Origin of the sequence: Actinoallomurus vinaceus (assembly GCF_039542055.1) — a bacterium.
Lineage (GTDB): Bacteria > Actinomycetota > Actinomycetes > Streptosporangiales > Streptosporangiaceae > Actinoallomurus > Actinoallomurus vinaceus.
Window position 1 is genome coordinate 249,235 of record NZ_BAABHK010000016.1, and the last position, 26,185, is coordinate 275,419.

Below are 26,185 nucleotides of genomic sequence, written 5' to 3' on the forward strand. Positions count from 1 at the left end.
CCGCAGCCGCCGGCCACCGGCCGCCGTGGCCGGTGGCGCTACCTGCGGATTTAATTCGATTGCCAGATTGTCGGTGCCACCCGGCATCATGGTGCGGCCACCAAAATCCGCAGCTAGCCGCCCATGTGGGCGATTGACGATTGGAAGACCGAAGTGAGCACTCTGCCATCACCCGAGCTTGCGGAAGATCCACCGCAGACCTCCGCACCGCCGGCCGGGCTGGATCGGGGCGTGCTCGCGGTCGCCATGGTCGTCGTCCTCGGCGCCATCATGTCGATCCTCGACGTGACCGTCGTCAACGTCGCGATCAGCCATCTCGCCGGGGCGTTCAACTCCCCGCTCGCCACCATCCAGTGGGTGGCCACCGGCTACACGCTCGCCCTGGCCACCGTCATCCCGCTCACGGGCTGGGCGTCGGCGCGGTTCGGCACGAAGCGGCTTTACATGATCTCCATCGCGCTCTTCGTGGCCGGATCGGCGTTGGCCGGCATGGCCTGGTCGGCCGAGTCGCTGATCGCCTTCCGTGTGCTGCAGGGCCTTGGCGGCGGCATGATCATGCCGGCCGGCATGACGATCCTCACCCAGAAGGCCGGACCCTCGCGGGTCGGTCAGGTGATGAGCGTCGTCGGGATCCCGATGCTGCTCGGGCCGATCGGCGGACCGATCCTGGGTGGCTGGCTGGTCGACGACGTCTCCTGGCGGTGGATCTTCTTCATCAACCTGCCGATCGGCGTCGTCGCGCTGTTCCTCGCCGCGAGGATCCTCGATCGCGACACTCCGCGCCCGGGCGAACGCCTGGACATCCTGGGTCTCATCCTCCTGTCGCCCGGCCTGGCCTCGCTCATCTACGGTCTCGCCACGGGCGCGCAGCACCGCGACTTCGGCCGGGCCGATGCCCTGATCACCACGATCGTCGGAGCGGTGCTGGTGGTGCTGTTCGCGCTCCGCGCGCTGACCGCCGCCAACCCGCTGATCGACCTGCGGCTGCTGAAGCGGCGTTCGGTCGCGGCGGCGTCGGGCACGATGGTCCTGTTCATGTGCGCGTTCATGGGCGCCATGCTCCTGATGCCCCTCTACTACCAGGCGGTGCGGCAGGAGAACGCGTTCTCCTCCGGCCTGCTGCTCGCCCCGCAGGGCATCGGCGCGATGGTCACCATGCCGGTGGGCGGCAAGCTCACCGACCGGATCGGTCCCGGCCGGGTGGTCCTGATCGGCCTGCTCGTCGTCGTCGCCTCCGTCGCCGGTTTCACCGCGGTCCTGCACGCCGACACCTCGTACTGGGTGCTCGGCAGCGTGCTGTTCGTGATGGGTCTGGGCATGGGCATGACGATGATGCCGACCATGGCGGCGGCGATTCAGACGCTCGTCCACGACGAGGTGCCCAAGGCCAGCACCATGCTGAACATCATCCAGCAGGTGTCCGCCTCCATCGGTACGGCGCTGATGTCCGTGCTGCTCGCGAACGCCCTGACTCACAAGCTCGGCGGCGCGGCGGGCGGCGGTCTATCCGCGTCCCAGAAGGTCCCGCCGCAGATCATGCAGAAGATCGCCGGCCCCATGGCGGACGCCTTCCAGAGCACCTACTGGTGGGCGGTGGGCCTGCTGGCACTGGCGTTCATCCCGGCGCTGCTGCTGCCCCGCCACAAGCCGACCAGCTCCTCGGCGGACACGCCGATGCCCATGCACTGAGCCTCGCACAGCACACGCCCCGGCCCCACGGCCTCAAACCGTGGGGCCGTCGTCATCTCCGAACCCCCGCCCCGGGACCCCGTAGCCGCGACCACCAGTGCCCGCCGCCGCGATCGCGGCGGCGCCTCTCGCAACGGGCCGCCGCCGAGAGTTGTCGTGGTTCCAGCACCGACAACCCTCGGCGGCAGCAATGAGCGTCACCCGCGAGGCCACGGGGTTGTCCACAGGCTGGGGAACGGGCTTCTGCGGGTCGACGATGTGGTCGATTCTGATGGCGTGCTCGAACAGGTTCTCGCACGGCAGCACGGGGTCATCGCCCGGTGGCAGGCGCTCGCGTGCGGTCTCACCGACGAAGGGCTGCGCGCCCGCGTCAGCGGCGGGCGCTGGCAACGGGTCTCCCGAGGGGTGTACGCGGCGTTCAGCGGTCCGCTGCCCCGGGAGTCGGTGTTGTGGGCGGCCGTCCTGCGCGCCGGGTCCGGGGCCGTCCTGAGCCATCGGACGGCGGCCGAGCTGTACGGGCTGGTCGACGACGTTCGCGATCCGATCCATGTCACCGTCGCGCGCGGCCGGAACGTGCTGCCGATCCCGGGCGTCCGGGTGCACTACTCGGCCCGGGTGGACGACGCGCGCCATCCCGCGCGGCTGCCACCGCGCACGACCGTCGAGGAGACCGTCATCGACTTGGCCGTCTCGGCGCATGACCTGGACGAGGCGATGGCCTGGCCGGCGCGCGCGTGCCAGCGCCGTCGCACCACACCGGATCGGCTGCTGTCCGCCCTGGCGAAGCGGCAGAAGGTGCGCCGCCGGACCGAACTGGTGGCGGCGCTGGCCGATGTCGACGACGGCGCGTCGACGCTGCTGGAGATCCGGTTCGTCCGTGACGTCGAGCGGGCGCACGGGCTCCCGGCCGGCACGAAGCAGGTCCGGCTCCTGCGCGGCGGGCGGGTGACCTATGAGGACGCGCGTTCGGAGGCGTACGGCGTCGTCATCGAGCTGGACGGGGTGGCCGCGCATCCGTTCGCCGAGCGGCACCGCGACATGCGCCGCGACAACGCGGTCGTGCGTGCGGGTCGGGCGCCCCTCCGCTACGGCTGGGGCGACGTCACCGCACGCCCGTGTCTCGTCGCAGCGGAGATCGCCGACGTCTACCGGGCCCGAGGGTGGACCGGCGTTCCTCGCCCCTGCGGGCCGGGGTGCGTCCTCGAGGCCGCCGCCTGACCACGCCCGCCCCGGCTACACGATGTGTTCTGGCGCAAGGGTGTCGCAGGACTCCACGAGCAGCTTGGCGGCCGACCGGCTGCGCATCGGTGGGCGTCGCTACCGCCGAGGGTCTTCGGGGTCAGAGCCACGGAAACTCTCTGCAGAGCGCAGCCTTCAGCTGTTCGGGGGCGTCGGCGTCTTCGGTCCGGACGGGTCGATCGGCGGCGTATGGAGGGTCGTCAGTTCCAGGTCGATGAAGGCGCCGATCATCGCGCGGTAGGTGCGCTCGACCACGTCGGGCGTCGCGCCCAGGTCGGAGGCCGTGGCCCGTACGCGCTGGACGACCTGTTCCACGCGCTGCGGTGCTCGTACGGCGGCGGCGTCGGTCTTGAGGCGGCCGGCCCGGCGTACGAGGTTCTCCCGTTCGGCCAGCAGCGCGACGATCCGGCGGTCGAGCTCGTCGATCTCGGTGCGGATCCCGTGGATCTCGTCGTGGGTCATGAGGGGGTGTCCTCTGGTCGGCTCCCGAGCGTGCGATCTCGGCCGACCTGCGCCCAGACCTGCTCTGGAGCGGCGGTCTGGGAATGCGTGACGACAGGCCGCCTACGGGCGGCGCCACCAGGATGCGAGGCGAGTCGTCACACGCCGAACCTAGCAGGCGACGATCTTCCGGTGAGTTCAGGTGATCTCTTCCGGGCCGTACGCCCGGAGGAAGGTGTCGACTGCGGCCTCGGCGACGGCGCGCGTCTCCGCGGGGGAGGCCTGCCGGGTGCCGAGCAAGGTGCGCGCCTCCATCGGGCCGGTGAGAAGTGCGAGGAGGTGCTCGGCGGCCTGCGCGGGATCGCACCGGCGTAGGCGACCGGCGAGCGAGAGCCGGGCGCGGTTCAGCTTCAAAGAAGAGATCACGGAAGAACAGCGGGCCGAAGTGCTGGCGGCGATGAGGCGTACGGCGACCGTCGAGTCTGCGTCGTTCTCAACCGTCGGACAGGACCTCGGCGACCCCGCCGAGGGCTACGCCTACGCGTACTGCGTGGGGATCGAGGACCTGGCCGCCCTGGAGCGCTACATGTACGACCCGGTGCATCTCGAAGGCGACTTCGGGATCCTGCCGCACCTCGCGCGACTGTCGGCGGTGCGCCTGTCCGACGACATGGACCCCGAGCTCGGCGGAAAGATCATGCGAATGCACCTGAAGAAGGTGGCGACCTATCCGGAGTGGGGGCGTCTTCTCGACGCGATCCCCGACGCGAGCATCCCCACGGAGGCGTGAGCCGGATCAGCTCCAGTCGATGGAGCGGACGGCGCGGAGGGCCGCCTTGCGGGCGTCGCCCTTGAGGGTGTCGACGTAGAGCCGGCCGCCCAGGTGGCCCATCTCGTGCTGGAGGCAACGGGCGAAGTAACCGGTGCCCTCGACGCGCAGCGGATTGCCGGTCATGTCGACGCCTTCGACGACGGCGTGGGCGTGCCGCGGAGTCGGGAAACGGAGGCCGGGCAGCGACAGGCAGCCCTCCTCGTCCTCGATGGCCGCGCCGTCGGCGGAGATCAGGACCGGGTTGACCACGTGGCCCACATGGTTGCGGCCAGCGTCGTCGTCGCAGTCGTACACGAAAAGCCGCAGGGAGACGCCGATCTGGTTGGCGGCCAGCCCCGCGCCGTCGTTGGCGTACATCGACGCGAACATGTCGTCGATCAGCCGCCGCAGGTCGTCGTCGAAGGCCCGCACCGGGTCGCACTCGGTACGCAGCACGGGATCGCCCATGTAGCGGATCGGGCGGACGGTGCCCGTGCCGTCGCTTCGTCGTATCACACTTCAGGACTGTAGATGATCAGGCCGGTGACCGGCCAATATCACCGGCCTGATCATTTCACTCCGGGGTCTGGTCGCCGGTGGCGGGGAAGACCTGGACGTTGCGTTCCTGGGGCTGCTGCACCGGCTGTGGCTGTGGCTGGGCCGGGACCTGGGGTGGCATCTGGGCCTGGTGGTGGCGGCCGGCCGGGGACTGCTGCGGCTCGGGGCGGGCGCCGGGCGCGTCCTGTTCGCCCTGCGCGACCGCGTTGGCGACCATCTGCTCCAGCGGGCCGGCCTTCTCCTCCTGCTCCAGGAGCGTCACCAACGTGTCGGTGATCTCGTTGAGCCGGGTCAGCGCCTGCGTGTGCTGCTTCGTCAGCTGGGACAGCCGCTCGGTGGCGCTCTCGTTGATGACCGAGGAACGGCGCTCTGCGGTGCTGAGCGTGCGTTCGGCCTCGGTACGGGCCTCGGTGACCAGGTTGTCCGCTTCGTTCTTGGCTGCGGACATGACGCGCTCGGACTCCTGCTGAGCCGCCGACAGCATGTGGCCGGCGTTCTCCTGGGCCTGGGCGACGCTGCGCTCGGACTTGCTCTGCGCCTCGTCGATGACGCGCTTGGCCTCGCGCTCGGCCTCCTGCTGGATGTGGGCGACCTTGCGCTCAGCATCGCTCAGCTTCGACTGGGCTTCTTCCTCGGCGAGGTTGATGATCTGGCGAAGCCGCTCGCTGAGGTCGTCGCCGGTGGGGCGCCGGGCCTCGCGGACCTCGGACATCTCCCGGCGGGTGCGTTCGACCTCGTCGAGGGCCCGCGACAGCCGTGCCTCGAGTTCGCGGATCTGGTTGCGGGTACGGGCGATGTATTCGTCGACCTGACGGCGGTTGTAGCCGCGCATGACGATCTCGAACGTCTCTTCGCGGACTTCCTCGCGGAAGAGGTTCGGCAGGATCTCGGCTTCGTTGCTCATTGCCCTAGGGGGGTCGAAGGAACGTCTCTGACGACTCTCGGGGGTTCCCCTCTTTCGCGCAAGGGGAATGCGGCTACTCGCACGAATTCCCGGCCCATCGGTGCGGCAGCACGAGAGTCTTCCCAGGTTAAATACCGCAAAATGTCGTTTTTGGGAAATATGACGCGCCGACCGGCCGAGGATGGTGCAGCATCACGCCCGGGGGATGGCGCGGCATCCGGCCGGAGTACGACGCGCGGCAGCAGTCCCGGGGACAGCGCGGCAGCAGCCCTGGCGACGACGCGGTTCCCCGGCGCGGGACGGCGTGGCATCCGGCCGGAGGGCGGCGCGGCATGAATCTGGGGACGACGTGGCATCCGGTCGGGGACGGCGCGTGGCATCAGCCGGGGACGGCGCGGCTCCCGGGCGCGGGGACGGCGCGCGGTATCCGGCGCGGGGACAGCGCGGCAGCCCGGCGCGGGGGCGGTGGTGTGTTCGCTTCTAGACTTGGCGATCGTGACGGACTTCTTTCACGGCACGCTCGGTGAGCATCGGCCCGACATCCACCCGGAGGCGTGGGTGGCACCGGGCGCCGTCGTCGTCGGCCGCGTACGCCTCGGCAGGGCGGCCAATGTCTGGTACGGCTCGGTGCTGCGCGGCGACGACGAGGACATCATCGTCGGCGAGGAGTGCAACATCCAGGACCTGTGCTGCCTGCACGCCGACGTGGGCATGCCCGCCGTCCTGGAGGACCGGGTCAGCCTCGGTCACAAGGCCATGGTCCACGGCGCGCACGTCGAGACCGGCTCCCTGATCGGCATCGGGGCGATCGTGCTGAACGGCGCGCGGATCGGCGCCGGCACGCTGGTCGCGGCCGGTGCGCTCGTCGGCCCGGGCAAGAAGATCCCCTCCGGCGTGCTCGTCGCCGGGGTGCCGGGAAAGGTCATCCGGGAGCTGAACGACGACGACCGGGCGGTGCTCGCCCACACGCCGGAGACGTACGTCCGCAAGGCCGCGCGGCACCGCGACGCCCACTGGGACTGACGCTCCCCGCGGAGTCGCACGGACCGGGCCCCGTCCGCCGGTGGCGTCAGGTTCCGATCCGTGCGATCAGAGGCCGTCCGGGGCTCAGTGCCCGCGCTGCGCCCCCGAGGTGCTGCCGGGTGCCGAGTCCGTCCAGCCCTGCGCGACCACCATCGAGGAGATCCACACCGAGCCGGGGGCCAGGCCCGCCGTGGTGCCGCTCGGCTGTACGACGACGATCTCCTCACCCAGGGCCCGGCCGGTGGCGGTGTCGAGGATCAGCCGGTGCTGCTGCACGCCGCCGAACTTGGTGTGCTCCGTGATCGCGATCGCGGTGCCCGGCCGCCCCTGGGCGTCCTTGACCGAACCGATCGCCGTCACCGTCTTCAGGTCCGCGAGCATCCGGAACGCCGCCCCACGGACCTTCGGGGTCACCGGCATGTCCGTGATCAGGCCCTTGGCCACGGTGTACAGCCACAGGTCCGAGGACATCGGGTCGCTCGACGACTCGGTGCCGTGCCCGGCGTACCAGCGCTTCAGGGAGGCCTTGAGCCGCTGCGGGTCGGCGGGCAGCGCCCGGAGGTCCTTCATGCTGACGTTGCGGCCGAGCCAGAACACCTTGTCGCCGTCGACGAGCGGAGAGCGGTTCACGTTGGGCCGGCCCGGCTGCGTCGACAGGGGCATCGGCTCGAGCTTCCCCTTCCCGGGGCCCTTCGGCGCCGGGGCCGTGAAGGTCGTCGGGGAGCCGGCCCGCTTCCACGCCGCCGTGTCCGCGGGGCCGTCCGGCCGGGCACCGAGCCGCTGATCGCTGCCCCACTGCTCCTGCTGCGGCAGGCTCGGCGTCCACTGCTCCTGCTGCGACCGGTCGATGACGGTGTACCCGCCGGTCACCCGGTAGGCGTTTCCGTTCACGGTCGTGGTGTGCCAGTACCTGCCGACCTTGTCCGTCTGCCCGTCCGCCTCGGTCGCGGCCGCGAGCAGGATGGAGCGGGCGCTCAGCGTCACCGTGGGTCCGCCCGTCCGAGGCCGGGTGCCGCCCGGCCGATCGCCGGCCGCACCGGTCGCGGAGATCGCGACCGCCGCCGCGGCCGCCGCCGCGGTGAGGCCGAGACCACCCGTCATCCACATGGTCCGGCGCGCGGGACGCGTACGGCCACGGGCGCGCGCCGCCGTACGGAGCCGGTCGCGCCCCATCGCCACGACCGCGGGCTCGGGTGCGGGCTTGTCCAGCAGCGAGCGCACCATGCGCAGCTCGTCATCCATTGACGTCGATCTCCTTCTCGAGTGCGGTGCGAAGCTTCTTCCGGGCCCGGTTGAGGCGCGAGCCGACGGTTCCGTACGGGATCCTGAGCGCCTGGGCGACCTCCTCATGGCTGAAGTCGGCCAGTGCCACGAGCAGCAGGACGTCCCGCTCCTTGCGGGTCAGCGCGGCGAGCGCGCGGGCGAGCTGCGGCTGGAGACCGGCCGCGGTGACCGACGTGACGACCCGGTTCTCGTGGCCGTCGTCGGCGGGGCTCGGCCGCGCGCGGGCGAGGGTCTCGTAGTGCCGTGACTCGACGCGCCGGTGCTGGGCGACGAGCTTGGTCGCGATGCCGAACAGCCACGGCCGCAGCGCCCCACGCGCCGGGTCGAACCGGTCCCGCTTGCGGAACGCCACGAGGAACGTCTCGGCCGCGATGTCATCCGCGGCCTGCGTGTCGAGCCGCCCCGCGACGTACCGGTGGACGTCGCCGAAGTACCGGTCGTAGACGGCGGTGAACCGATCGGGATCTCGCCGGTACTCCCGTACGAGGTCCGCGTCGCTCAGCTGCCCGACCCCGTCGATGCCGGCCAAGCCGGTCACGTCTCGATCTCCGTCATGGGCGCCTTCCGGGCGAGGTGGTCAACGGTCACCTGTACTCCGCGCCTTCGCCCGATCGCTTTCGCTCCCGATCGAAGATTTCCGTTTTGTCGTGGTCGCCCGACAGACCGCCTCCGGCCGATGGTCAGGGCTGGCTTGGCGTGCCGTTTACCATTGCATGGTGGTCTGGGGGCAGGCGTACGGCGAGGTGCCCTCGGCCGCCGCCCACGATCCGTTCGCGGTGGTCGAGCGGGACACGCGTGCCATGGTGACGGCGAGCTGGTGGGCCACCACGCCGCCCCTCCAGCGGCAGAACCTCACCGCCGGGCGGATGCTCGTCCTGCCCGACGGCACATGGTGGCTGTTCGGAGCGTGGGCCCGCTGGTACCGCTGGCTCCCCGCCGACGGCCAGTGGCACCTGTGCCCGCCTCCCCGGCTGCCGATGACGCGCACGTCGGCACGGCCTCTGGGGCAGGGCATGCCGGTGCCGCGCATCCCGCCTCACCTGGTGCCCTCCGGTCCCGACTTCAGCCAGGAGCCGCCGCAGGCGCTGCCCTTCGTGGACGTCGACGTACGGCCCGAGGTGACGTCGCGCGTACGAGCGACCGTCGAGTCGGCGGCGGCGCTCCCGCCCCATGACTACCCGCACTGGTGGGGCGCCTTCTCCTCGTCCACACCGAGCACCGTGGCCGTCGGCTGGGGCGTGATGCTGTGGTCCGCCGCCGCGCCGGTGTTCTACTCCGGTCTCGACGCCCAGCTGCTCGACCTCTGGTCGCCGTACCGCGCCCGGCCGCTGCCCGACGTCGACGGGCCCCGCTGGCTCACCCCACCACCGCTGGAGTCCCTGGTCGGACTGTACGCCGAGCGGCTGCGCGCCCATCGGGTGGACGCCGCCGTCGTGATCCTGCGCACGATGTGGGCGATGGCCAGTGCTCTGCGCCAGGATGCCCGCTTCCGGCCCCGCGCGGACGCGCTCCTCGCCGTCCTCGGAACCACCCTGCACAATCCCACGGTCGACTACGCCGCCCTTCCGTACGGCGATCAGGCGATCGTCCAGCAGTGGCTCACCCGGTGCCCGCCCGTCCTGGCGCCCGCGCTGCGCATCGAGGCGTCGGCGGGCGAACACTTCCGCAACGCCTTCTACGACCTCGCCGTCGCCCTCGCCTCGGTCGCCGGCGACCCGGCCGAACAGGGGTACGTCGAACCCCGCCTTGTCGCGGCCGCGCTGCTGGCCGCCGACCTCGCGGTCGTCCGGCGCGACGTCGCCGGGCAGGTCATCGGCTGGCTCGACCCCGAGACCCGGCGTACGACCCAGGCGATCCTCACCGGCCCGGACCACCCGCTGCGGCGGTTCTGGCCCAAGGACAACCGACTCCCGCTCCTCCTGCGGCGGCGCGTCGAGAAGCTCCGGCCCAGCGCGCGCGGCGCGCTCCTGGCCACGATGTACGCCGTGGACCTCGCCTGGTGCCGGCTGGGCGGCGGCATCCCCGCCCGTCCACGCGGCTTCCCCGCCCCGGTCGCGATCCTGGCCGAGATCCTCGGCCCCGACCGCGCCCGCTCCGCCGCGCCCGCCGACCCGGTGACGCCGACCCCCGGCGTCGCCCCGCTCGCCCGGCAGTACCCCGCCAACCCGGTGCCCGCAGCGCCGCCCGCCGCCCCGCCCGTCGCGCACCAGCCGCCCACCGGCCCGCCGGGCCAGGCACCCACCTGGGCCCCACCGCCCGCCGCGGCGGCCGTACCTGCGGGGACGATGGCCGATGTGGGCCCGCCGCAGGGGCCCCCTCCAGCGGCGTCGGGAGCTGCGGGAACGATGGCGGACGTCGGTCCGCCCCCGATCGCCCGGCCCGCCGCCTCGTCCGGGGCCGCGGATGCCGATCCGCCGCCGGCGTCGGGAGTGGCGGGGACGATGGCCGACGTCGGCCCGCCTCCGGTTGCTCGGTCTGGCGCCTTGGCGGCCGGGGACGCGGCAGCGTCGGGTGCCCGGTCTGGCGGCGCGTCCGGGACTGGGGATGCCGATCCGCAGTCGATGTCGGCCGGACCTGCGGGGACGATGGCGGACGTCGGTCCGCTTTCGGATGCGCGGTCTGGCGCCTCGGCGGGCGGGGATGCCGCGTCGTCGGGTGCCCGGTCTGGCGGCGCGTCCGGGACTGGGGATGCCGATCCGCCGTCGGCTTCCGTACCTGCGGGGTCGATGGCGGACGTGGGCCCGTCGCAAGGGGTCCCTCCTCCGGCGTCGTGTTCTGCGGGAACGATGGCCGATGTCGGTCCGTCTCTGGTCGCTGGCTCTGCCGCCTCGGCAGGCGGCATGAGGGACGCCGCGTCGTCGGGTGCTCGGTCCGACGCCTCGTCCGGGGTCGCGGACGCCGATCCGCCGTCGGCGGAGGCTGGATCTGCGGGGACGATGGCCGACGTCGATTCGGCGGCTCGGCCTGCCGTCTCGGCAGGCAGGGGCGCAACGTCGTCGGGTGCCCGGTCTGGCGGCGCGTCCGGGACTGGGGATGCCGATCCGCCGTCGGCTTCCGTACCTGCGGGGTCGATGGCGGACGTGGACCCGTCACAGGCGGTCCTACCTGCGGTGGCGGGTTCTGCGGGGACGATGGCCGACGTCGGCCCGTCTCCGGTCGCTGGGTCTGCCGCCTCGGCAGGCGGGGACGCGGCGTCGTCGGATGCTCGGTCCGACGTCTCATCCGGGGCTGCGGACGCCGATCCGCCGTCGGCGGAGGCTGGACCTGCGGGGACGATGGCCGACGTCGATTCGGCGGCTCGGCCGGCCGCCTCGGCAGGCAGGGGCGCCACGTCGTCGAGCGCTCGGCCCGACGATGCGTCTGGGGCCGCGGACGCCGATCCGCTGTCGCCCGCGCCGCCGGCCACGCGGGTATCGGCGGAGCCGGGGACCGCGTCCGCGTCGTCGGCCACGCCGGACGCGTCGGGCGAGCCGGGGGCCGCCTTTGCGCCGTCGGCCACACGCGCACGGGACGCGTCGGAGGAGCCCGGGCTCGCGTCAGGGGAGCCGGGGGCCGCTTCTGTGCCGTCGGCCACGCCGGACGCGTCGGGGGAGTCCGGGGCCGCGTCGGGCCAGCCGGGGGCCGCCTTTGCGCCGCTGGCCACACGCGCACGGGACGCGTCGGGGGAGCCCGGGCTCGCGTCGGGGGAGCCCGGGCTCGCGTCGGGGGAGCCGGGGGCCGCTCCTGTGCCGCCGGCCACACGCGCGTGGGATCCGTCGAGGGAATCCGGGCTCGCGTCAGGCGAGCCGGGGGCCGCGTCCGTATCGCCTGCCGCGCGGGACGCGTCGAGCGAGTCCGGACCTGCGTCGGCGCCGCCTACCAGGGTGGCGTGGGAGCCGGGGAAGGTGGGAGAGGCCACCATGCTCGACCGGCCGTCCGGCCAGGCCGCGCCGCTCGACGCCACGTACATCGACGCGCCCGGGGGTGGCACCCGGGCGGACGCCGGAGGGGTTCCGATCGTGGGCCCGCCCCCGGCGTACTCCGTTCCCCCCATGCCGCCGGGTCCTCCGGTGCCCTCCGCACCGCCCATGCCGGCGGGTGCTCCCGTGCCGCTCATGCCGGCCGGCGCCCCCGGACCTCTCGTACCGCCGGGCCCGGGCAACCTGCCCCAAGGCCCGGGCAACGTGCCTCCGGGCGCAGGTGACGTGCCGCCGGGCCCGGGCGGCGTCCCGCTGCGGCCGGGTGACGTGCCTCGTCCGGGCGGCGCGTATCGTCCCGGTGACGCGGCCGATTCCAGCGACGCGGCACGGCCTGGTGACGTGGCATGGCCTGGTCCCGGCGCGCCGGGCGGGGCCGCGCCGGGCGGGGCCGCGCCCGGCGCGCCAGGGCCTCCGCGCACCCGGGTCCTCGGTGTGCAGGAGGGCTCCGCGGAGCCGCCGGGCACTCGCAAGCCGCAGCCGGAGCGGCCGGGCACCATGATCATGTCGCAGACGATGATGGGCGACCTCTTGGGCGCGCCGATGCCCGGGCGTCCGGTCGGCGACATCGAGCCGCCGCCCTCCGGCACGGTCCTGCCCGAGGTGACCGAGCGGTTCGGCATCCGTTTCGTCTCCGGCGAGGACCCCCTCGCCGGGCTGCTCGACGACGTGCGCCGCCGGGCGTCGTCCGGGGAGGAGACGAGTCCGGCGCTCCTCGTCGTCGGCGCCCACCACAGCGGCCAGCGCCGGCTCGCCCGGCTCGTCGCCCGTACCCTCGCCGACGCGGGTGTCGGTGACGGCTCCGTGCGGACCGTCGACGGCACCGATGCGCACGGCGATCCGGTGCGGATCCTCGACGCGACGCCGGTCGGCGGGGCTCCGCTGTTGTTCGAGTGGATCGACGCGGCCCTGTTGCGGGCGTCCGATCCGGGGGCGGTGGCCTCCGCCGTCACGCGGTGCCGGGAGAACGGTACGGCGCTGATCGCGACCTGCGAGCCGGGTGCGTACGAGCGGCTGACGGCCGACTTCCCGGGGTCGATCGGGAGGTTCCGGGTGTTCCGGCTGCCGGACCTCTCCGACACCGAGACCCGGCTGGCCCTCGTCCACGTGCTGGCGGACGAGCGGCGGGTGACGGTCAACGCACCCGCGCTGCAGACGGTGAAGGCGGACCTGCCGCGGCTGACCGGGTACGGCGACCTGGTGAACGCGCGCCTGGTCGAGGCGTACCTCGACCGGGCGATCGCACGGCACACCGATCGGTTCGGGGCGGCGTCCCGCGACCGCCTGGTGCTGACGCCGGAGGACTTCAGCGGAGTGGCCGAGGAGATCGAGCCGGCCCTGCGCGCCCCCGGCGACGTCGACGGGTTCCTGCGTTCCCTCGACGAGATGATCGGCCTGGACGAGGTGAAGCAGATCGTCGGGGACCTGGTCACCGAGGCACGGCTCGCGGCGGAACGGGCAGCGCGGGGACTGCCGTCCGGCAACCCGAGCCGTCACCTGGTCTTCCTGGGCCGGCCGGGCACCGGGAAGCGGACCGTGGCGGGGCTGATCGGGGGCATGTACGCCGCGCTGAGCCTCCTCGACTCCGGGCAGGTGGTGACGTGCAGCGCCCGCGACCTCGCCGGCGATCGCGTGGCGGCGAAGGTCGCCGCTCAGGTCGACCGGGCCGTCGGCGGTGTGCTGCTCATCGAGGACGCCTCGCTGCTCGACCGGACGTCCGCCGCGGTGACGGCGCTGCTCCGGCACATGGAGGAGCGGCGCGACAAGTTCCTGGTGGTCTGTTCGAGCGAGCCGGACGAGATGGACGGCTTCCTGCTCGCCAACCCAGGGTTCCGCGCGGAGTTCGGGGCGATCGTGGAGTTCCGGGAGCCGACGGATCGGCAGCTCGTGCAGTTGTTCTCCCGGTTCGCCGAACGCGAGCTCTACCTGCTCGACGAGGAGCTTCGCGTCGAACTGCTGGGGCGTTTCGGTGAGATGCGCGGGTCGCGGAGGTTCGCGTTCGCCGAGACGGTGCGGCGGCTGTTCGACGCGATCGTGGCGCGGCAGGCGGCGCGGCTGGCCGGAGCTCGTGTGGACGCCGCCACGGTGGCCCGGCTCACCGTACGTGACCTGCCCGAGTCGCCGGCCGAGCGGCTGCTGCAGCATCTCCACGAGGACCGTACCCGCCGGTAGCCCGAGGTGGCCCCCGACCCACCTGGGTGGGTGGCCGCCGAATGGTCCTCTTGGGTCATGTGCCGACGCGGGTCGGGCGCGTAGCCTTTCCACAGGTGTGGGGACGAACGGAGGTGGACGCGATGCGCCAGAACCTCGATATGCGCGTCCATGACCGTGTCGCGTTGGATGAGATCGAGCTGTACTCCGAGATGCTCAGCGCCGTCGCGACGGCGGATCGGCCGTTGACGACCGATGAGATCGACATGGTGCTCGGGATCGGCCACAGCACACGGTTGTGAGCGACGTCATGGTCGGCGCACGCGGGGATGCGCCGACCGCTCACTTCACGGCCCCGTGATCAGGCTCACGACTTGACGAGGCGCGCGATGGCCGCCGAGGCCTCCTTGACCTTCTCTTCGGCCGCCGGGCCGCCCTCGTTGATCGCCTCGGCGACGCAGTGGCCGAGATGGTCCTCGAGCAGACCCAGCGCGACGGACTGCAGCGCACGGGTGACCGCCGACACCTGGGTGAGGACGTCGATGCAGTACTCATCCTCGGCTACCATCCGCTGGAGCCCGCGCACCTGACCCTCGATGCGGCGCAAGCGGACGAGGTAGGCGTCCTTGTCGCTCGTATACCCGTGCATACCGGCCACTGTATACCCCCCAGGGGTAGAGGTCCAAGTGATCGTTTGAGACGTCTGTACCGGGGGCACCAGGGGCACGTATGCCCCGTACATCCGATGCATTCGCCCGACGAACAGGACCGCACGAGACGTGTTGCGGTGAAGTAACAGGGGGGCGAAGGTTCGCTTTCCCGCTGGTTAGCCGTACCATCCTCTGCGGACTGTTCCCGCACTTCAGGAGAAGGACGTGCGATTCCGACTCACCCCGCGTGAGGACAGCTACTACGACATGTTCGCGGATTCCGCGAACAACTTGGTCACAGGGGCCAGGCTGCTCGTGGAGCTGATCGCGGACGGGGCCGACCGTGAGGGGATCGCGGAGAAGATGCGCGCCTGCGAGCACGCAGGCGACGAGTTCACTCACGCGATCATGCGGAGGCTCAACGAGAGCTTCATCACGCCCTTCGACCGGGAGGACATCTACCGGCTCGCCTCGACCCTCGACGACGTCATGGACTTCATGGAGGCGGCGGCCGACCTGGTCCTGCTCTACAACATCGAGGAACTGCCCCGTGACGTCATCGCGCAGGTCGAGGTGCTCGAGCGCGCGGCCGAGCTGACCGCCGACGCCATGCCGCGGCTGCGCGGGCTGCGCGACCTCAGCGAGTACTGGATCGAGATCAACCGGCTGGAGAACCAGGGCGACCAGACCTACCGGCGACTTCTGGCCGAGCTGTTCAGCGGCAAGTACGACGCGCTGACCGTCCTGAAGCTCAAGGAGGTCATCGACCAGCTCGAGGCCGCCGCGGACGCGTTCGAGCACGTCGCGAACACGGTCGAGACGATCGCGGTCAAGGAATCGTGAGCATCGTGTCGTCAAAGCGGTCGACCACCATGCGATGTCCGTCCGCAGCGAGGAAGGGAACGCCGGCGTGGAGTTGACGGCCCTCATCGTCGTCGTGGGCATCGCGCTGTTCTTCAACTACACGAACGGTTTCCACGACGCCGCGAACGCGATCGCCACGTCCGTCTCCACCCGGGCGCTCACCCCACGAGCGGCCCTGGCGATGGCCGCCGTGATGAACCTCCTCGGAGCGTTCCTGGGCACCGGCGTCGCCAAGACGGTCGGCAGCGGCATCATCGACCCGCCCAAGGACATGCACGGCCTGTCGATCGTCGCCGCCGCGCTGATCGGCGCGATCGTGTGGAACCTCATCACCTGGTACTACGGCCTGCCCTCCTCGTCCACGCACGGACTGATCGGCGGCCTGATCGGGGCGGCCCTCGCGGCGTCCTCGACCGTCCTGTGGCACGGAGTGATCTACAAGGTCGTGCTGTGGATGGTGCTGTCGCCGCTGATCGGCCTGGTCCTCGGCTACCTGATCATGGTGGCGATGCTGTGGATCTTCCGGAATGCCACTCCCGGCAAGGTCGGGCGCCGATTCCGCATCGCGCAGTCGCTGTCCGCCGCGGCCATGGCCCTCGGTCACGGTCTGCAGGACGCCCAGAAGACCATGGGCATCATCGTGCTCGCGATGGTCACGACCGGCTACCAGGGGGCCGCCGACACGCACGTGCCGGTCTGGGTGATCCTGGTCTGCGCCGCGGTGCTCTCCCTCGGCACGTACGCCGGCGGCTGGCGCATCATGCGGACCCTCGGCCGAAAGGTGATCGAGCTCGATCCCCCGAAGGGCTTCGCCGCCGAGGCCACCGCGGCCAGCGTCCTGTACGCGACCGCGTTCATCTGGCAGGCACCGGTCTCCACGACTCACACGATCACCGCGGCCATCATGGGCGTCGGATCGACCAATCGCCTGTCGGCGGTGCGCTGGGGCGTCGCGGGCAACATCGTGATGGCGTGGGTCCTCACCATTCCCGCGGCGGGGATCGTCGCCGCGGTCGCGTACTGGGTCATGCACCTGTTCGCCTGACTCTGGAAACAGGCGGACCGGCGGCACGACGGGCCGCCGGTTGTACGGGCGGGGCCGACGTGCCCCGCCCCCTGCCTTTCGATCAGCCGAAGCGACCGGTGATGTAGTCCTCCGTGGCCTTCTCGCTCGGGTTCGTGAAGATCTTGTTGGTCTCGTCGATCTCCACCATCCGGCCCGGCTTGCCCGGGCCGGCGAGGTTGAAGAAGGCCGTACGGTCGCTCACCCGCGCAGCCTGCTGCATGTTGTGGGTGACGATGACGATCGTGTACTGGTCCTTCAGGTTGGCGATGAGGTCCTCGATCGCCAGCGTGGAGATCGGGTCCAGCGCCGAGCACGGCTCGTCCATCAGGAGCACCTGCGGCTCGACCGCGATGGCGCGGGCGATGCACAGCCGCTGCTGCTGGCCACCGGACAGGCCCGCTCCCGGACGGCCCAGCCGGTCCTTGACCTCGTTCCACAGGTTCGCGCCGCGCAGGGACTTCTCGACGATCTCGTCGAGCTGACCCTTGCGGCGGACGCCGTTGAGCTTCAGACCCGCGACGACGTTCTCGTAGATCGACATCGTGGGGAACGGGTTCGGACGCTGGAACACCATGCCGATCACCCGCCGCACGGCGACCGGGTCGACGCCCGGCCCGTACAGGTCGAGCTCGTCGAGCAGCACCTTGCCCTCGACGCGGGCGCTGGGGATCACCTCGTGCATCCGGTTGAGGGTCCGCAGGAAGGTCGACTTGCCGCACCCGGAGGGGCCGATGAACGCGGTCACCGAGCGAGGTTCGATCGTCATCGAGATGTCCTCGATGGCCCGGGTCTTGCCGTAGTAGGCGTTCAGCCCGGAGACCTCGATCCGCTTGGCCATGTGGGGAGTACTCCTATCGGGTAACGGGCTTGCGGAGGCGGGCGATGAGGCGCGCCGCCAGGTTGAGCACCATGACGAAGAGGATCAGCGTGAGCGCACCGGCCCACGCCCGGTCGATGGCGACCTGCTGCGGCAGCTGGGCCTGGTCCCAGACGAACAGCGGGAGCGCCATCTGCGGGTCCTTGAACGGGTTGTTGTTGATCGCCGTGGTGACCCAGACCGTCACGAGCAGCGGCGCGGTCTCACCCATGACGCGGGCGACGGCCAGCATGACGCCGGTGATGATGCCGGTGAACGCCGTCGGCAGGACGACGAAGCAGATCGTCCGCCAGCGCGGCACGCCGAGCGCGTACGACGCCTCGCGCAGGTCGTTCGGGACGAGCTTGAGCATCTCCTCGGCGGCGCGTACGACGGTCGGCATCATGAGGATCGAGAGGGCGATCGAACCGGCGAAGCCCATGTACTGGAAGCCGAGCAGCTTGATCCAGAAGGCGAAGATGAACAGGCCCGACACGATCGAGGGCACGCCCGTCATGACGTCCACGAAGAAGGTGACGACCCGGGCCAGCCTGCTGTTGCCCCCGTACTCGACGAGGTAGACGGCGGTCAGGATGCCGATGGGGATGGCGATGACGCTCGCCAGCCCGACCTGCTCGATGGTGCCGATGATCGCGTGGTACGCGCCGCCGCCGGCGTCGCGCGCGCCGATCGCGTTCATCGAGTGGCTGAAGAACGTCCCGTCGAACCGCTTGAGGCCGTTCTTGACGACCGTCCACAGGACCGCGACGAGCGGGATGACGGCCAGCGCGAAGGCGAGGCAGACCAGGACAAGTGCGATCTTGTCCTTGAGCTTGCGGACCGCGGAGGGGCCGGAGAGGTTGACGGTGCTCACACGAACTCCTTCCGGCGGGCGATGACCGCGCGGGCGGCCATGTTGACGATCAGGGTGATGACGAAGAGCACCAGACCGGAGGCGATGAGCGCGCTCTGGCCGTTCGGCCCGGCCATGCCGAAGGTGTTAGCGATGTTGGCCGCGAAGGTGTTACCGCCGGGCTTGAGGATGTGCAGGCTGATCCCCGCTGCGGAGCCCAGCACCATCGCCACGGCGATCGTCTCGCCGAGGGCGCGGCCGAGGCCGAGCATCGAGGCGCTGATCATGCCGGAGCGCCCGAACGGCAGGACCGCCATCCGGATCACCTCCCAGCGCGTCGCGCCCAGTGCGAGGGCCGCCTCGACGTTGGGCCGAGGCACCTGCAGGAAGACCTCACGGGTGATCGAGGAGATGATCGGCAGGATCATGATCGCCAGCACGATGCCGGCCGTCAGCAGGCATCGCCCGCCGATCGCGTCCCCGCCGAAGAGGGGGATCCAGCCCGCGTTCGAGTGCAGGAAGTCGGCCACGTGGTTCATCTTGGGCACGAAGAACTGCAGTCCCCACAGGCCGTACACGATGCTGGGCACGGCCGCGAGCAGGTCCACGACGTAGCCGAGCCCGTCGGCCAGTCGCCGCGGGGCATAGAACGCGATGAACAGGGCGATGCCGACCGCGACCGGCGTGGCCATGATGAGCGCGAGCAAGGACGACAGGACTGTCCCGAACGCCAGCTGCGCGATGCCGAATTTGGCGGGTGCCGCATCCGGACTCCAGTCCTGCGACGTGATGAAGTTCGCCTTGTCGCTCTGCAGCGCAGGCAGGGCCTTCACGACCAGGAACGCCGCGATCGCCGCCATGATGGCGAGGAGCAGGATCCCGGAGCCCTTGGCGGACAGACCGAACACCCGGTCTCCCATGCGCCCGGTACTCATCTTGCGGCCTCTGCCGCCCAGCGCGCCGGTCGCGCCCTGCTCGAGGGTCTCGCTGGTCATCCGGCCTCCCGTGCCCACCGACTCACCCTGTCGTTCATAGAGATCTCTTCACTACGTACATGCGGCCGAGCCGGTACGGATGACCCGCACCGGCTCGGCACTTCGATCGGTCAGGACAGGCCCTTCACGGCGGCCTGGACCTTGGTCAGGATCGTGTCGGGCAGCGGCGCGTAGCCGAGGCCGCTGAGGACCGACTGGCCCTGCTGGCTGGAGGTGTAGGTCAGGTACGACTTGACGAACTTCGCCTGCTGGTCGGGAAGGCCCTTCTCGCAGACGATCTCGTAGGTGACCAGGACGATCGGGTAACCGTCCTTGGTCTTGTAGTCGACCTTGAGGGCGAGGTCGTTGCCGGTGCCCGCGATCGTGGCACCCGCCGCACCCTTGGAGGCGGTGTCGGAGGAGACCTCGACGAACTGGCCCGAACCGTTGGCGACCTTCGCGGTCTGGAGCTTGCCGTTGGTCGCGTAGGACAGCTCGGCGTAGGAGATCGCGCCGTCGGTCTGCTTCACAACCGTGGAGACGCCGTCGGACTTGGTCGCGCCCTGGCCGCCGGGGGCGGTCCACTTCTTGCCGCCCGCGAACTTCCAGATGTCCGGAGCGGTGGCGGTCAGGAACTTGGTGAAGTTGTCCGTCGTGCCGGAGTCGTCGGCGCGGTGCACCGTGCTGATCTTGGTGCTCGGGAGTTTCGCCTGCGGGTTGTCCTTCTTGATCGCGGCGTCGTCCCAGGTCTTGATCTTGCCGGCGAAGATGCTCGCCAGGGTGGTCGGCGACAGCTGCAGGCCGTCGACGCCCTTCAGGTTGTAGACGACCGCGATCGGGCCGACGACCATCGGCAGGTCAAGGGCCTTGCCGGTCTTGCAGCGCGCGTCGGCCGGGCCGTGCTCCTCGGGCTTCAGGGCCGAGTCGGAACCCGCGAAGGCCGCCTGGCCCTGCGTGAAGGCCTGGATGCCGGCGCCCGAGCCATTGGCGTTGTAGTTGAGGTTCGCCCCGGCGCAGTTCTGCTGGTACCCCTTGGTCCACTCGCTGATGGCGTTGGCCTGGGCCGTCGACCCGGCGGCGTTGACCGAGGTCTTCACGCAGTCGCCGCTCGCGGCGGTGCCTCCGCTACCACCGGTCTTGCCACCGTTGTCGTCCGTACCGCACGCGGTCAGCGCGAGCGCACCCGCAAGGGCCACGCCGCCAAGTGCGGCCAGCCGTGTGCTGTTGATCACCGAAGATTCTCCTCAAGGTTTAGTCGGGCGGGGCCCCGAACTGTTCCAGTCGGGGGGCACCGTCGGCCCCGACGCTAAGGAGGAGAAGTGTCCACTCACTCCGATCCAGATGAACGGAAGGTGAACGCGACCGTGACTTCTCGCAAAAGAAGGGGTTCCTTGTGGCATCCGTATGGTTAACACGCCTGGATGTGGACTTCTCAGAACCGAGCGCCGTCCGTGGCCGAATCGGTGCGGGGTGAAGGGGCCGGGGCGCGGTACATCGCGTCGGTGGCGAAGTGTTCGAACCCGAGCCTCTCATAGAGGCTGATCGCCGGTGTATTCGACTCGTCGGCGTAGAGCATGACCGTCGGCAGGCCCTGCGCCTTCAGGTGGTGCAGGCCCGCCAGGGTCAGCGCCCGGCCCAGCCCGAGCCCCTGCGCCGCCGGGTCGACGCCGACGACGTAGACCTCGCCGATCCCTCCCTCGTGGACCTTGGTCCAGTGGAAGCCGATCAGCTCGCCGTCCCGTTCCGCGAGGAAGAACCCCTCCGGGGAGAACCACGGCTCCCGCTCGCGGCGTTCCAGATCCGCGCGCGTCCACGCGCCCTGCTCGGGGTGGTCCGCGAAGGCCCGCGCGTTGACCCGGACCCACGCGTCCTCGTCCGCGCCGACGTCGAAGGTGCGCAGCCGTACCCCTTCCGCCCACGTCGCCTCCGGCAGCGCCGTGTCGAGGGGGCGGCGCATCTTCCACAGCGCCCGGAACCGTACGAAGCCGAGCGATCCGGCCAGCGCCACGGCGCCCGGCAGCTCACCGTGTGCCCAGACCCGCAGCGACCCGGCCCGCTCGAGCAGCGCGGTGGCCAGGGCGCGGCCATGCCCTCGGCGCCGGAAGGCGGGATGGACCACGAACTCGGCGGCGTCGCCGTCGAGGACGCCGACCCCGGCCAGCTCCGCGCCGTCGCGGGCGAGCACCGCGCCGCCGCCGTCGCGCAGCCGCAACAGCGAACTCTCGCCGAGCGGCCGTACGCCGTCGGCCGCGGCGGCCGCCTCCGTGACCGCCAGCGCGGCCCTGACCTCGTCGTCCGTCAGTCGTTTCCGTGCTATTACGTCCACGATCGGCAGCGTAATCCCCTGTTGTCTGACCATCGATGTCAGAAGACCTGTCCGCACCCGTTCCATCGGAGGGTCACGGTGCCATACGATCGGGCCCTCACCTGCGCGGAAGGCGGTCGTCGTGGGCGATCCCGGACTCCCGATCATGGCCGGTGTGCTCGCCGTGCCCGTCGGAGTGCTGCTCTTCGTTCTCGTGCTCGCGATGATGGGGCGCCGCTGGGCATTCGCCGGCCCCGACGAGGCGCTCGTGGCGGAGTACGACGCCGGGTACGAGGACGACGATCTCGAACTCGAGCCCGCGCCGTCGCACCGGCCGGCCTACGACCCGTACGGCTCCTCGTACGCGGAGCCGGCCCCGTACGGCGAGCCGGCACGCGACCCTTACAGGTCCGCCGCCCAGGAGACGTACGCCGAGCCGCGCGACCCGTACGACACACCCTCACGTGACCCGTACGGCACGCGCGCTAGCGATCCGTACGCATCGCCCGTACGCGAGCCGTACAGCACCCCTACGCGTGAGCCGTACAGCTCTCCCGCGCATGAGCCGTACGCAGCGCCCCGGTCGGGCTCGTCCGGCGTCTCCGACTGGGAGCCGTACGTCCCCGCCCCGCGCCGCTCGTCTGAGCGGCCCTCCTGGTCCGAGTACGGCCCGGCCGCCGATTCGTACGGCGGGGGCTCCTCCCGGTCCGCCGCGGACCCGTACGGCTCGTCCCAGGACTCCTACGGCTCGTCGCAGGATCCGTACGGCTCCGCCCGCGACTCGTACGGATCGCCCGCCGCCTACGACGCGTACGACGCCTACGACCGAGGGACATACGACGACCCGCCCGCGTACCGCCGGCCGCGGCACGCCCCGCCTGAGGACCCGGAGGGCGGCTTTCCGTACGGCCCTTACGGCTCCCGCTGAGCGCGCGCCCACGGAAGACGACCGAGCCGAGACGGAGCCGCGATGGTATTTGAGCTGCTGGTCATCCTGGTGCCGGTCATCCTGGTCGGCGGCCTGATCGTCGGCATCGCTTCGAGCGCACGTCGTAACCGGCGGCCGTCCGGTCCGGGCCCGCAGCAGCCGTCCTTCCCGCCGAGACCGAATGCTCCGTACGGTCCGCCGCCGCAGGCAGGTCCTTACGCCCCAGGTGAGTACCTGCCGCAGCAGCCGGGCGGTCCCTATGGGCCGGGCGGACCGTACCCTGCCGGATCGCCGCCGGAGGGACCCGGTCCGGGCGCGCCGCCGCGCTGACCCTCACCGGGCCATGGCTCAGTGGTGGGCCGGCACCTCTTCCTCGGCGGGCGGCCGGTGGTCGGCGACGAAGCGGTAGCCGACGTTTCGGACCGTTCCGATGAGCGACTCGTACTCGGCGCCGAGCTTGGCCCGCAGCCGCCGGACGTGGACGTCCACGGTCCGGGTGCCGCCGAAGTAGTCGTACCCCCAGACCTCCTGCAGCAGCTGGGCGCGGGTGAAGACCCGGCCGGGATGCTGCGCGAGGTACTTGAGCAGCTCGAACTCCTTGAACGTCAGGTCGAGCACGCGTCCGCGCAGTCGCGCGGTGTACGTCGCCTCGTCGATCGTCAGCTCGCCGCTGCGGATCTCCCCGGGCACGTCTTCGGGCTCGGCGGCGGCAACCCTCCCCAGCGCCAGCCGGATCCGCGCCTCGACCTCGGCCGGTCCGGCGGTCTGGAGGAAGACGTCGTCCAGCCCCCATTCCGGGGTGAGCGCGGCGAGTCCGCCCTCGGTGACGATCGCGATCAGCGGAGCGTCGAGACCGGTGGTGCGGAGGAGACGGCAGAGGCTCTTGGCCTGGGCGAGGTCCCGGCGCGCGTCCACGAGCACCAGGTCCGACGGTGGCGCGTCGATGAGGGCCGATCCCTCCGCCGGCGCGACGCGAACGGAGTGCAGCAGCAGGCCCAGAGCGGGCAGGACCTCGTCAGAGGGTTCGAGCACGTTGGTCAGCAACAGCAGGCTACTCATACGGCCTCCCGGTCCGGCGGCCCCAAAAAGACGTCGAGGACCCGAGGGCGACGCTGCCCGGATCCCTAGTACGAGAGGATATCGGACGGAGAGGAAGAGCTCACTACCGGAGTGGTGTAGACCACGGGAGAGGGAACATGGCGAAGGGCCTGATCAGGTACTGGGCCGCCGCTCGTGCGGCGGCGGGGACCGCGGAGGAGCCCTATGACGCCGCCACTCTGGCGGAGGCGCTGACGGCCGCCTCGGCCGGGCGGGGAGCGGAGTTCGAGCGGGTGCTCGCCCGCAGTTCCTTCCTGGTGGACGGCGCTCCGGTCGGCACGAGGGACCCCGCCGGCGTCGCGCTGCCCGACGGCGGCACGGTCGAGGTCCTGCCCCCGTTCGCGGGCGGATGAGGCCGATGGGACGGACGGGAACGTGGTCCTCGCGACCGATCCGACCCCGGCCGATCTCACCATGCGGTGTGATTCGACGGATGCCGTGCCCTCGATAGGGTGATCGTCTACCGCCGATCGGGAGAGACATGCGCAAAGCACTCGTGACCTGCCTGATTCTGCTGGTCGTGCTCGGCGGCATCTTCATCGCCGGCGACATCATCGGCCGCCGGGTGGCGCAGAACGAGATCGCCAAGAACGTCGCTTCGCAGTACCAGCTCGACCACACGCCCAAGGTGTCCATCAAGGGCTTCCCGTTCCTCACCCAGGCGCTCGACGGGCGGTACGACGAGATCGACATCAACGTGGGCGAGCTCACCGAGCAGGGGGTCCGGCTCACCGACACGACGGTCGCGCTGAAGGGCGTCACCGCGCCGATGTCCGACGCGATGCACGGCGACGCCTCGAAGATGGTCGCCGACACCGCGACCTCCACGGCGACCATCGGCTACGACGACGTGAACAAGCAGGCGCCGAACAACATGAAGGTCTCGGCCCAGGGCTCCTCCCTGCAGGTGCGCGGCCCGTACACCGTGCTGGGCGTCACGCGGACCGTCACCGCGACGGTGACGGTGCAGCCCTCCGGCCGGACTGTCCGCGTGGTCCCGCAGACGGTCAAGGCGGGCGGGATGGCCGTGCCGGTCGGCCTCGTCCGTCAGGCGTTCACCTTCACGATGCCCGTCAAGGGCCTGCCGCTGGGCACGCGGATCAGCGACGTCCAGGTCAAGCCGGAGGGCCTGCGCGTGTCGACCACCGCGCAGAACGTCAAACTCTCCAGCCTCAACGTCCACTGATCGGTGTGAACCTTCCGTCCCCGTCGTACGTGTTGAGGATGTGGGACCCACTGCGGACGATCGGCTGCTGCGCGCACTGTACGCGGAGCACGGTGGACCGCTCCTGGGCTACGTCCTGCGCCTGACCGGCGGCGATCGCCAGCAGGCCGAGGACATCGTTCAGGAGACGCTTCTCCGTGCCTGGCGTCATCCGGGCGCGCTGGTCGGCCGTCCCGTACGGCCCTGGCTGTTCACGGTCGCGCGCAACCTCGTCGTGGACGGGCACCGGGCGCGAAGATCGAGGCCGCCGGAGACCGGTGAGGCGGCGCTCGCCGGACTGCCGGCGGGCGACGACATCGACCGTGCCCTCGAATCGTGGACGGTCGCCGAGGCGCTCGCGGATCTCAGCGCCGAGCACCGGGCCGTGCTGGTCGAGACGTACTACCGCGGACGTTCGGTCGCCGAGACGGCGGCGGTCCTCGGAATCCCGCCCGGGACGGTCAAGTCCCGGACGTACTACGCGCTGCGGGCGCTGAAACTGGCATTGGAGGAGCGGGGGTTGGCGCCATGATGCGGAACACCCATTGCGCCGATCTTCGGGCGCTGCTCGGGGTGTACGTCCTGGGCGCCATCGATCCCGCCGAACGCGCCGTGGTCGACGCCCATCTGACCCACTGCCGCCGGTGCCGTGACGAGCTGGCGGGCCTGGCGGGCCTGCCCGCCCTGCTGGGCCGGGTGACCGAGGAGCAGATCGCGCAGGCCGGCGCGCCGCCGCAGGAACTGCTCGAGCCGCTGCTCGCCCGCGGCGCCGCGGAGCATCGGGCCCGGAACCGCCGGAGCCGCAGGTGGCTTGCGGTGGCCGCGGCCGCCGCCCTGATCACGGGAGGGGCGGGGGTCGCGGGAGGCGTTCGGCTCGGCGCGGACCGGCCCGTCGCCACTCCCACCCCCGGCTGGACGGCCACGCCCGGCCCGACGGCGACCGGCGGGACGACCGTGCGCGGCAAAGACGCCGCGACGGGCGTCAGCGCGCAGATCACCATGTGGTCCAAGGAGTGGGGGACGGCGTTCACGGTCCGCCTGACCGGGGCTCCGGTGGGGTCCCGGTGCCGGCTGGTCGCCGTCGGCCGGGACGGGCAACGGGACATCGCGGGAGGCTGGCAGGTGGAGTACGAGGGGTCCGCCGAGTTCTCCGGATCCTCCATGATCCCCAGTGACCGGATCACCTCCCTGGAGGTGCGCACCGTCGACGGCGAACGGCTGCTCAGCGTGCGGGTCTGACATCTGCGGGAAGCCCGGAGCCGGGGCCGAGCGGCGAGACGGTGGAGAGCCGTGGGGAGGCCCGGAGACGGGCCGCGTGGCGAGACTTTGGG

General features: G+C 71.2%; 27 protein-coding genes. 14 read left to right on the plus strand and 13 right to left on the minus strand.

What is annotated here, in order from left to right; all coding sequences use genetic code 11:
* Window positions 1–153 precede the first annotated feature (153 nt).
* Together ABEA24_RS41635 and ABEA24_RS41640 are read left to right on the plus strand one after the other, a co-directional pair.
* Window positions 154–1,689 carry a DHA2 family efflux MFS transporter permease subunit gene (locus tag ABEA24_RS41635; protein WP_345439055.1) on the plus strand — a complete coding sequence of 512 codons (1,536 nt, stop codon included), beginning with the start codon at window positions 154–156 and terminating at the stop codon, window positions 1,687–1,689.
* Window positions 1,690–1,965: 276 nt separating this feature from the next.
* A complete protein-coding gene (locus ABEA24_RS41640) occupies window positions 1,966–2,907 on the plus strand; it encodes a type IV toxin-antitoxin system AbiEi family antitoxin domain-containing protein (protein ID WP_345439056.1) in 942 nt (313 codons plus the stop codon).
* A gap of 156 nt (window positions 2,908–3,063) precedes the next feature.
* On the opposite strand, the gene ABEA24_RS41645 is transcribed toward ABEA24_RS41640, so the two are convergent.
* On the minus strand, window positions 3,064–3,390 hold the full coding sequence (locus ABEA24_RS41645; RefSeq protein ID WP_345439058.1) for a chorismate mutase: 327 nt from the start codon (window positions 3,388–3,390) through the stop codon (window positions 3,064–3,066).
* Window positions 3,391–3,567: 177 nt separating this feature from the next.
* Window positions 3,568–3,795, minus strand: a complete 228-nt coding sequence (locus tag ABEA24_RS41650; RefSeq protein WP_345439060.1) for a TetR/AcrR family transcriptional regulator C-terminal domain-containing protein — start codon at window positions 3,793–3,795, stop codon at window positions 3,568–3,570.
* Window positions 3,796–3,826: 31 nt separating this feature from the next.
* On the opposite strand from ABEA24_RS41650, the gene ABEA24_RS41655 reads away from it, so the two are divergent.
* The gene (locus ABEA24_RS41655; RefSeq protein WP_345439062.1) at window positions 3,827–4,159 is read left to right on the plus strand and encodes a hypothetical protein; all 333 of its coding nucleotides are present in this window, start codon (window positions 3,827–3,829) and stop codon (window positions 4,157–4,159) included.
* Window positions 4,160–4,165: 6 nt separating this feature from the next.
* Here the strand turns inward: ABEA24_RS41655 and def are convergent, their stop codons facing one another.
* Together def and ABEA24_RS41665 are read right to left on the minus strand one after the other, a co-directional pair.
* Window positions 4,166–4,696, minus strand: coding sequence for a peptide deformylase (gene def, locus ABEA24_RS41660; RefSeq protein ID WP_345439064.1), 531 nt, complete (start codon window positions 4,694–4,696; stop codon window positions 4,166–4,168).
* Window positions 4,697–4,754: 58 nt separating this feature from the next.
* The gene (locus tag ABEA24_RS41665; protein WP_345439066.1) at window positions 4,755–5,642 is read right to left on the minus strand and encodes a DivIVA domain-containing protein; all 888 of its coding nucleotides are present in this window, start codon (window positions 5,640–5,642) and stop codon (window positions 4,755–4,757) included.
* 495 nt (window positions 5,643–6,137) lie between these two features.
* On the opposite strand from ABEA24_RS41665, the gene ABEA24_RS41670 reads away from it, so the two are divergent.
* The gene (locus ABEA24_RS41670) at window positions 6,138–6,665 is read left to right on the plus strand and encodes a gamma carbonic anhydrase family protein (protein ID WP_345439068.1); all 528 of its coding nucleotides are present in this window, start codon (window positions 6,138–6,140) and stop codon (window positions 6,663–6,665) included.
* A gap of 84 nt (window positions 6,666–6,749) precedes the next feature.
* Here the strand turns inward: ABEA24_RS41670 and ABEA24_RS41675 are convergent, their stop codons facing one another.
* Entirely contained in the window at window positions 6,750–7,907 is a 1,158-nt protein-coding gene (locus ABEA24_RS41675) for a CU044_5270 family protein (RefSeq protein WP_345439070.1), read from the minus strand.
* Window positions 7,900–8,487, minus strand: a complete 588-nt coding sequence (locus tag ABEA24_RS41680; RefSeq protein ID WP_345439072.1) for an RNA polymerase sigma factor — start codon at window positions 8,485–8,487, stop codon at window positions 7,900–7,902. Before ABEA24_RS41680 ends, ABEA24_RS41675 begins: the two co-directional genes overlap by 8 nt.
* Before the next feature lie 178 nt (window positions 8,488–8,665).
* On the opposite strand from ABEA24_RS41680, the gene ABEA24_RS41685 reads away from it, so the two are divergent.
* Complete coding sequence (locus ABEA24_RS41685) at window positions 8,666–14,077, plus strand: hypothetical protein (RefSeq protein WP_345439074.1); 5,412 nt, start codon at window positions 8,666–8,668, stop codon at window positions 14,075–14,077.
* Window positions 14,078–14,190: 113 nt separating this feature from the next.
* Window positions 14,191–14,358, plus strand: a complete 168-nt coding sequence (locus ABEA24_RS41690; RefSeq protein ID WP_345439128.1) for a hypothetical protein — start codon at window positions 14,191–14,193, stop codon at window positions 14,356–14,358.
* A 65-nt stretch (window positions 14,359–14,423) separates the two neighbouring features.
* Here ABEA24_RS41690 and ABEA24_RS41695 read toward each other — a convergent pair whose 3' ends face one another.
* Entirely contained in the window at window positions 14,424–14,705 is a 282-nt protein-coding gene (locus ABEA24_RS41695) for a metal-sensitive transcriptional regulator (RefSeq protein WP_345439076.1), read from the minus strand.
* 226 nt (window positions 14,706–14,931) lie between these two features.
* Here ABEA24_RS41695 and ABEA24_RS41700 point away from each other — a divergent pair, with 226 nt between their 5' ends.
* Both ABEA24_RS41700 and ABEA24_RS41705 read left to right on the plus strand, forming a co-directional pair.
* A complete protein-coding gene (locus ABEA24_RS41700; protein ID WP_345439078.1) occupies window positions 14,932–15,549 on the plus strand; it encodes a DUF47 domain-containing protein in 618 nt (205 codons plus the stop codon).
* Window positions 15,550–15,583: 34 nt separating this feature from the next.
* Window positions 15,584–16,615 (plus strand): inorganic phosphate transporter, encoded by a 1,032-nt coding sequence (locus tag ABEA24_RS41705; protein WP_345439080.1) that lies wholly within the window; start codon window positions 15,584–15,586, stop codon window positions 16,613–16,615.
* 82 nt (window positions 16,616–16,697) lie between these two features.
* Here the strand turns inward: ABEA24_RS41705 and pstB are convergent, their stop codons facing one another.
* The 5 genes from pstB to mshD form a co-directional block, all read right to left on the minus strand.
* Window positions 16,698–17,474 (minus strand): phosphate ABC transporter ATP-binding protein PstB, encoded by a 777-nt coding sequence (pstB, locus tag ABEA24_RS41710; RefSeq protein ID WP_345439082.1) that lies wholly within the window; start codon window positions 17,472–17,474, stop codon window positions 16,698–16,700.
* 13 nt (window positions 17,475–17,487) lie between these two features.
* The gene (gene pstA / locus ABEA24_RS41715) at window positions 17,488–18,366 is read right to left on the minus strand and encodes a phosphate ABC transporter permease PstA (RefSeq protein WP_345439084.1); all 879 of its coding nucleotides are present in this window, start codon (window positions 18,364–18,366) and stop codon (window positions 17,488–17,490) included.
* A complete protein-coding gene (gene pstC / locus ABEA24_RS41720) occupies window positions 18,363–19,340 on the minus strand; it encodes a phosphate ABC transporter permease subunit PstC (RefSeq protein ID WP_425551299.1) in 978 nt (325 codons plus the stop codon). The genes pstA and pstC overlap by 4 nt, the downstream gene beginning before the upstream one ends.
* Window positions 19,341–19,450: 110 nt before the next feature.
* Window positions 19,451–20,551 (minus strand): phosphate ABC transporter substrate-binding protein PstS, encoded by a 1,101-nt coding sequence (pstS, locus tag ABEA24_RS41725; protein ID WP_345439086.1) that lies wholly within the window; start codon window positions 20,549–20,551, stop codon window positions 19,451–19,453.
* A 200-nt stretch (window positions 20,552–20,751) separates the two neighbouring features.
* The gene (gene mshD, locus ABEA24_RS41730) at window positions 20,752–21,648 is read right to left on the minus strand and encodes a mycothiol synthase (RefSeq protein ID WP_425551301.1); all 897 of its coding nucleotides are present in this window, start codon (window positions 21,646–21,648) and stop codon (window positions 20,752–20,754) included.
* Between the two features lie 118 nt (window positions 21,649–21,766).
* Between mshD and ABEA24_RS41735 the strand changes: the two genes are divergently transcribed.
* Both ABEA24_RS41735 and ABEA24_RS41740 read left to right on the plus strand, forming a co-directional pair.
* A complete protein-coding gene (locus ABEA24_RS41735; RefSeq protein ID WP_345439090.1) occupies window positions 21,767–22,552 on the plus strand; it encodes a hypothetical protein in 786 nt (261 codons plus the stop codon).
* A 42-nt stretch (window positions 22,553–22,594) separates the two neighbouring features.
* Window positions 22,595–22,882: a hypothetical protein gene (locus tag ABEA24_RS41740; RefSeq protein WP_345439092.1), complete on the plus strand. Its 288-nt coding sequence runs from the start codon at window positions 22,595–22,597 to the stop codon at window positions 22,880–22,882.
* A gap of 18 nt (window positions 22,883–22,900) precedes the next feature.
* Here ABEA24_RS41740 and ABEA24_RS41745 read toward each other — a convergent pair whose 3' ends face one another.
* On the minus strand, window positions 22,901–23,611 hold the full coding sequence (locus ABEA24_RS41745) for a winged helix-turn-helix transcriptional regulator (RefSeq protein WP_345439094.1): 711 nt from the start codon (window positions 23,609–23,611) through the stop codon (window positions 22,901–22,903).
* Between the two features lie 137 nt (window positions 23,612–23,748).
* On the opposite strand from ABEA24_RS41745, the gene ABEA24_RS41750 reads away from it, so the two are divergent.
* The 4 genes from ABEA24_RS41750 (at window position 23,749) to ABEA24_RS41765 (ending at window position 26,093) form a co-directional block, all read left to right on the plus strand.
* Window positions 23,749–24,003, plus strand: a complete 255-nt coding sequence (locus ABEA24_RS41750) for a MoaD/ThiS family protein (protein ID WP_345439096.1) — start codon at window positions 23,749–23,751, stop codon at window positions 24,001–24,003.
* A 128-nt stretch (window positions 24,004–24,131) separates the two neighbouring features.
* The gene (locus ABEA24_RS41755) at window positions 24,132–24,836 is read left to right on the plus strand and encodes an LmeA family phospholipid-binding protein (protein ID WP_345439098.1); all 705 of its coding nucleotides are present in this window, start codon (window positions 24,132–24,134) and stop codon (window positions 24,834–24,836) included.
* Between the two features lie 40 nt (window positions 24,837–24,876).
* Entirely contained in the window at window positions 24,877–25,386 is a 510-nt protein-coding gene (locus tag ABEA24_RS41760; protein ID WP_345439100.1) for a sigma-70 family RNA polymerase sigma factor, read from the plus strand.
* Window positions 25,383–26,093: an anti-sigma factor family protein gene (locus ABEA24_RS41765; RefSeq protein ID WP_345439102.1), complete on the plus strand. Its 711-nt coding sequence runs from the start codon at window positions 25,383–25,385 to the stop codon at window positions 26,091–26,093. Before ABEA24_RS41760 ends, ABEA24_RS41765 begins: the two co-directional genes overlap by 4 nt.
* Window positions 26,094–26,185 lie beyond the last annotated feature (92 nt).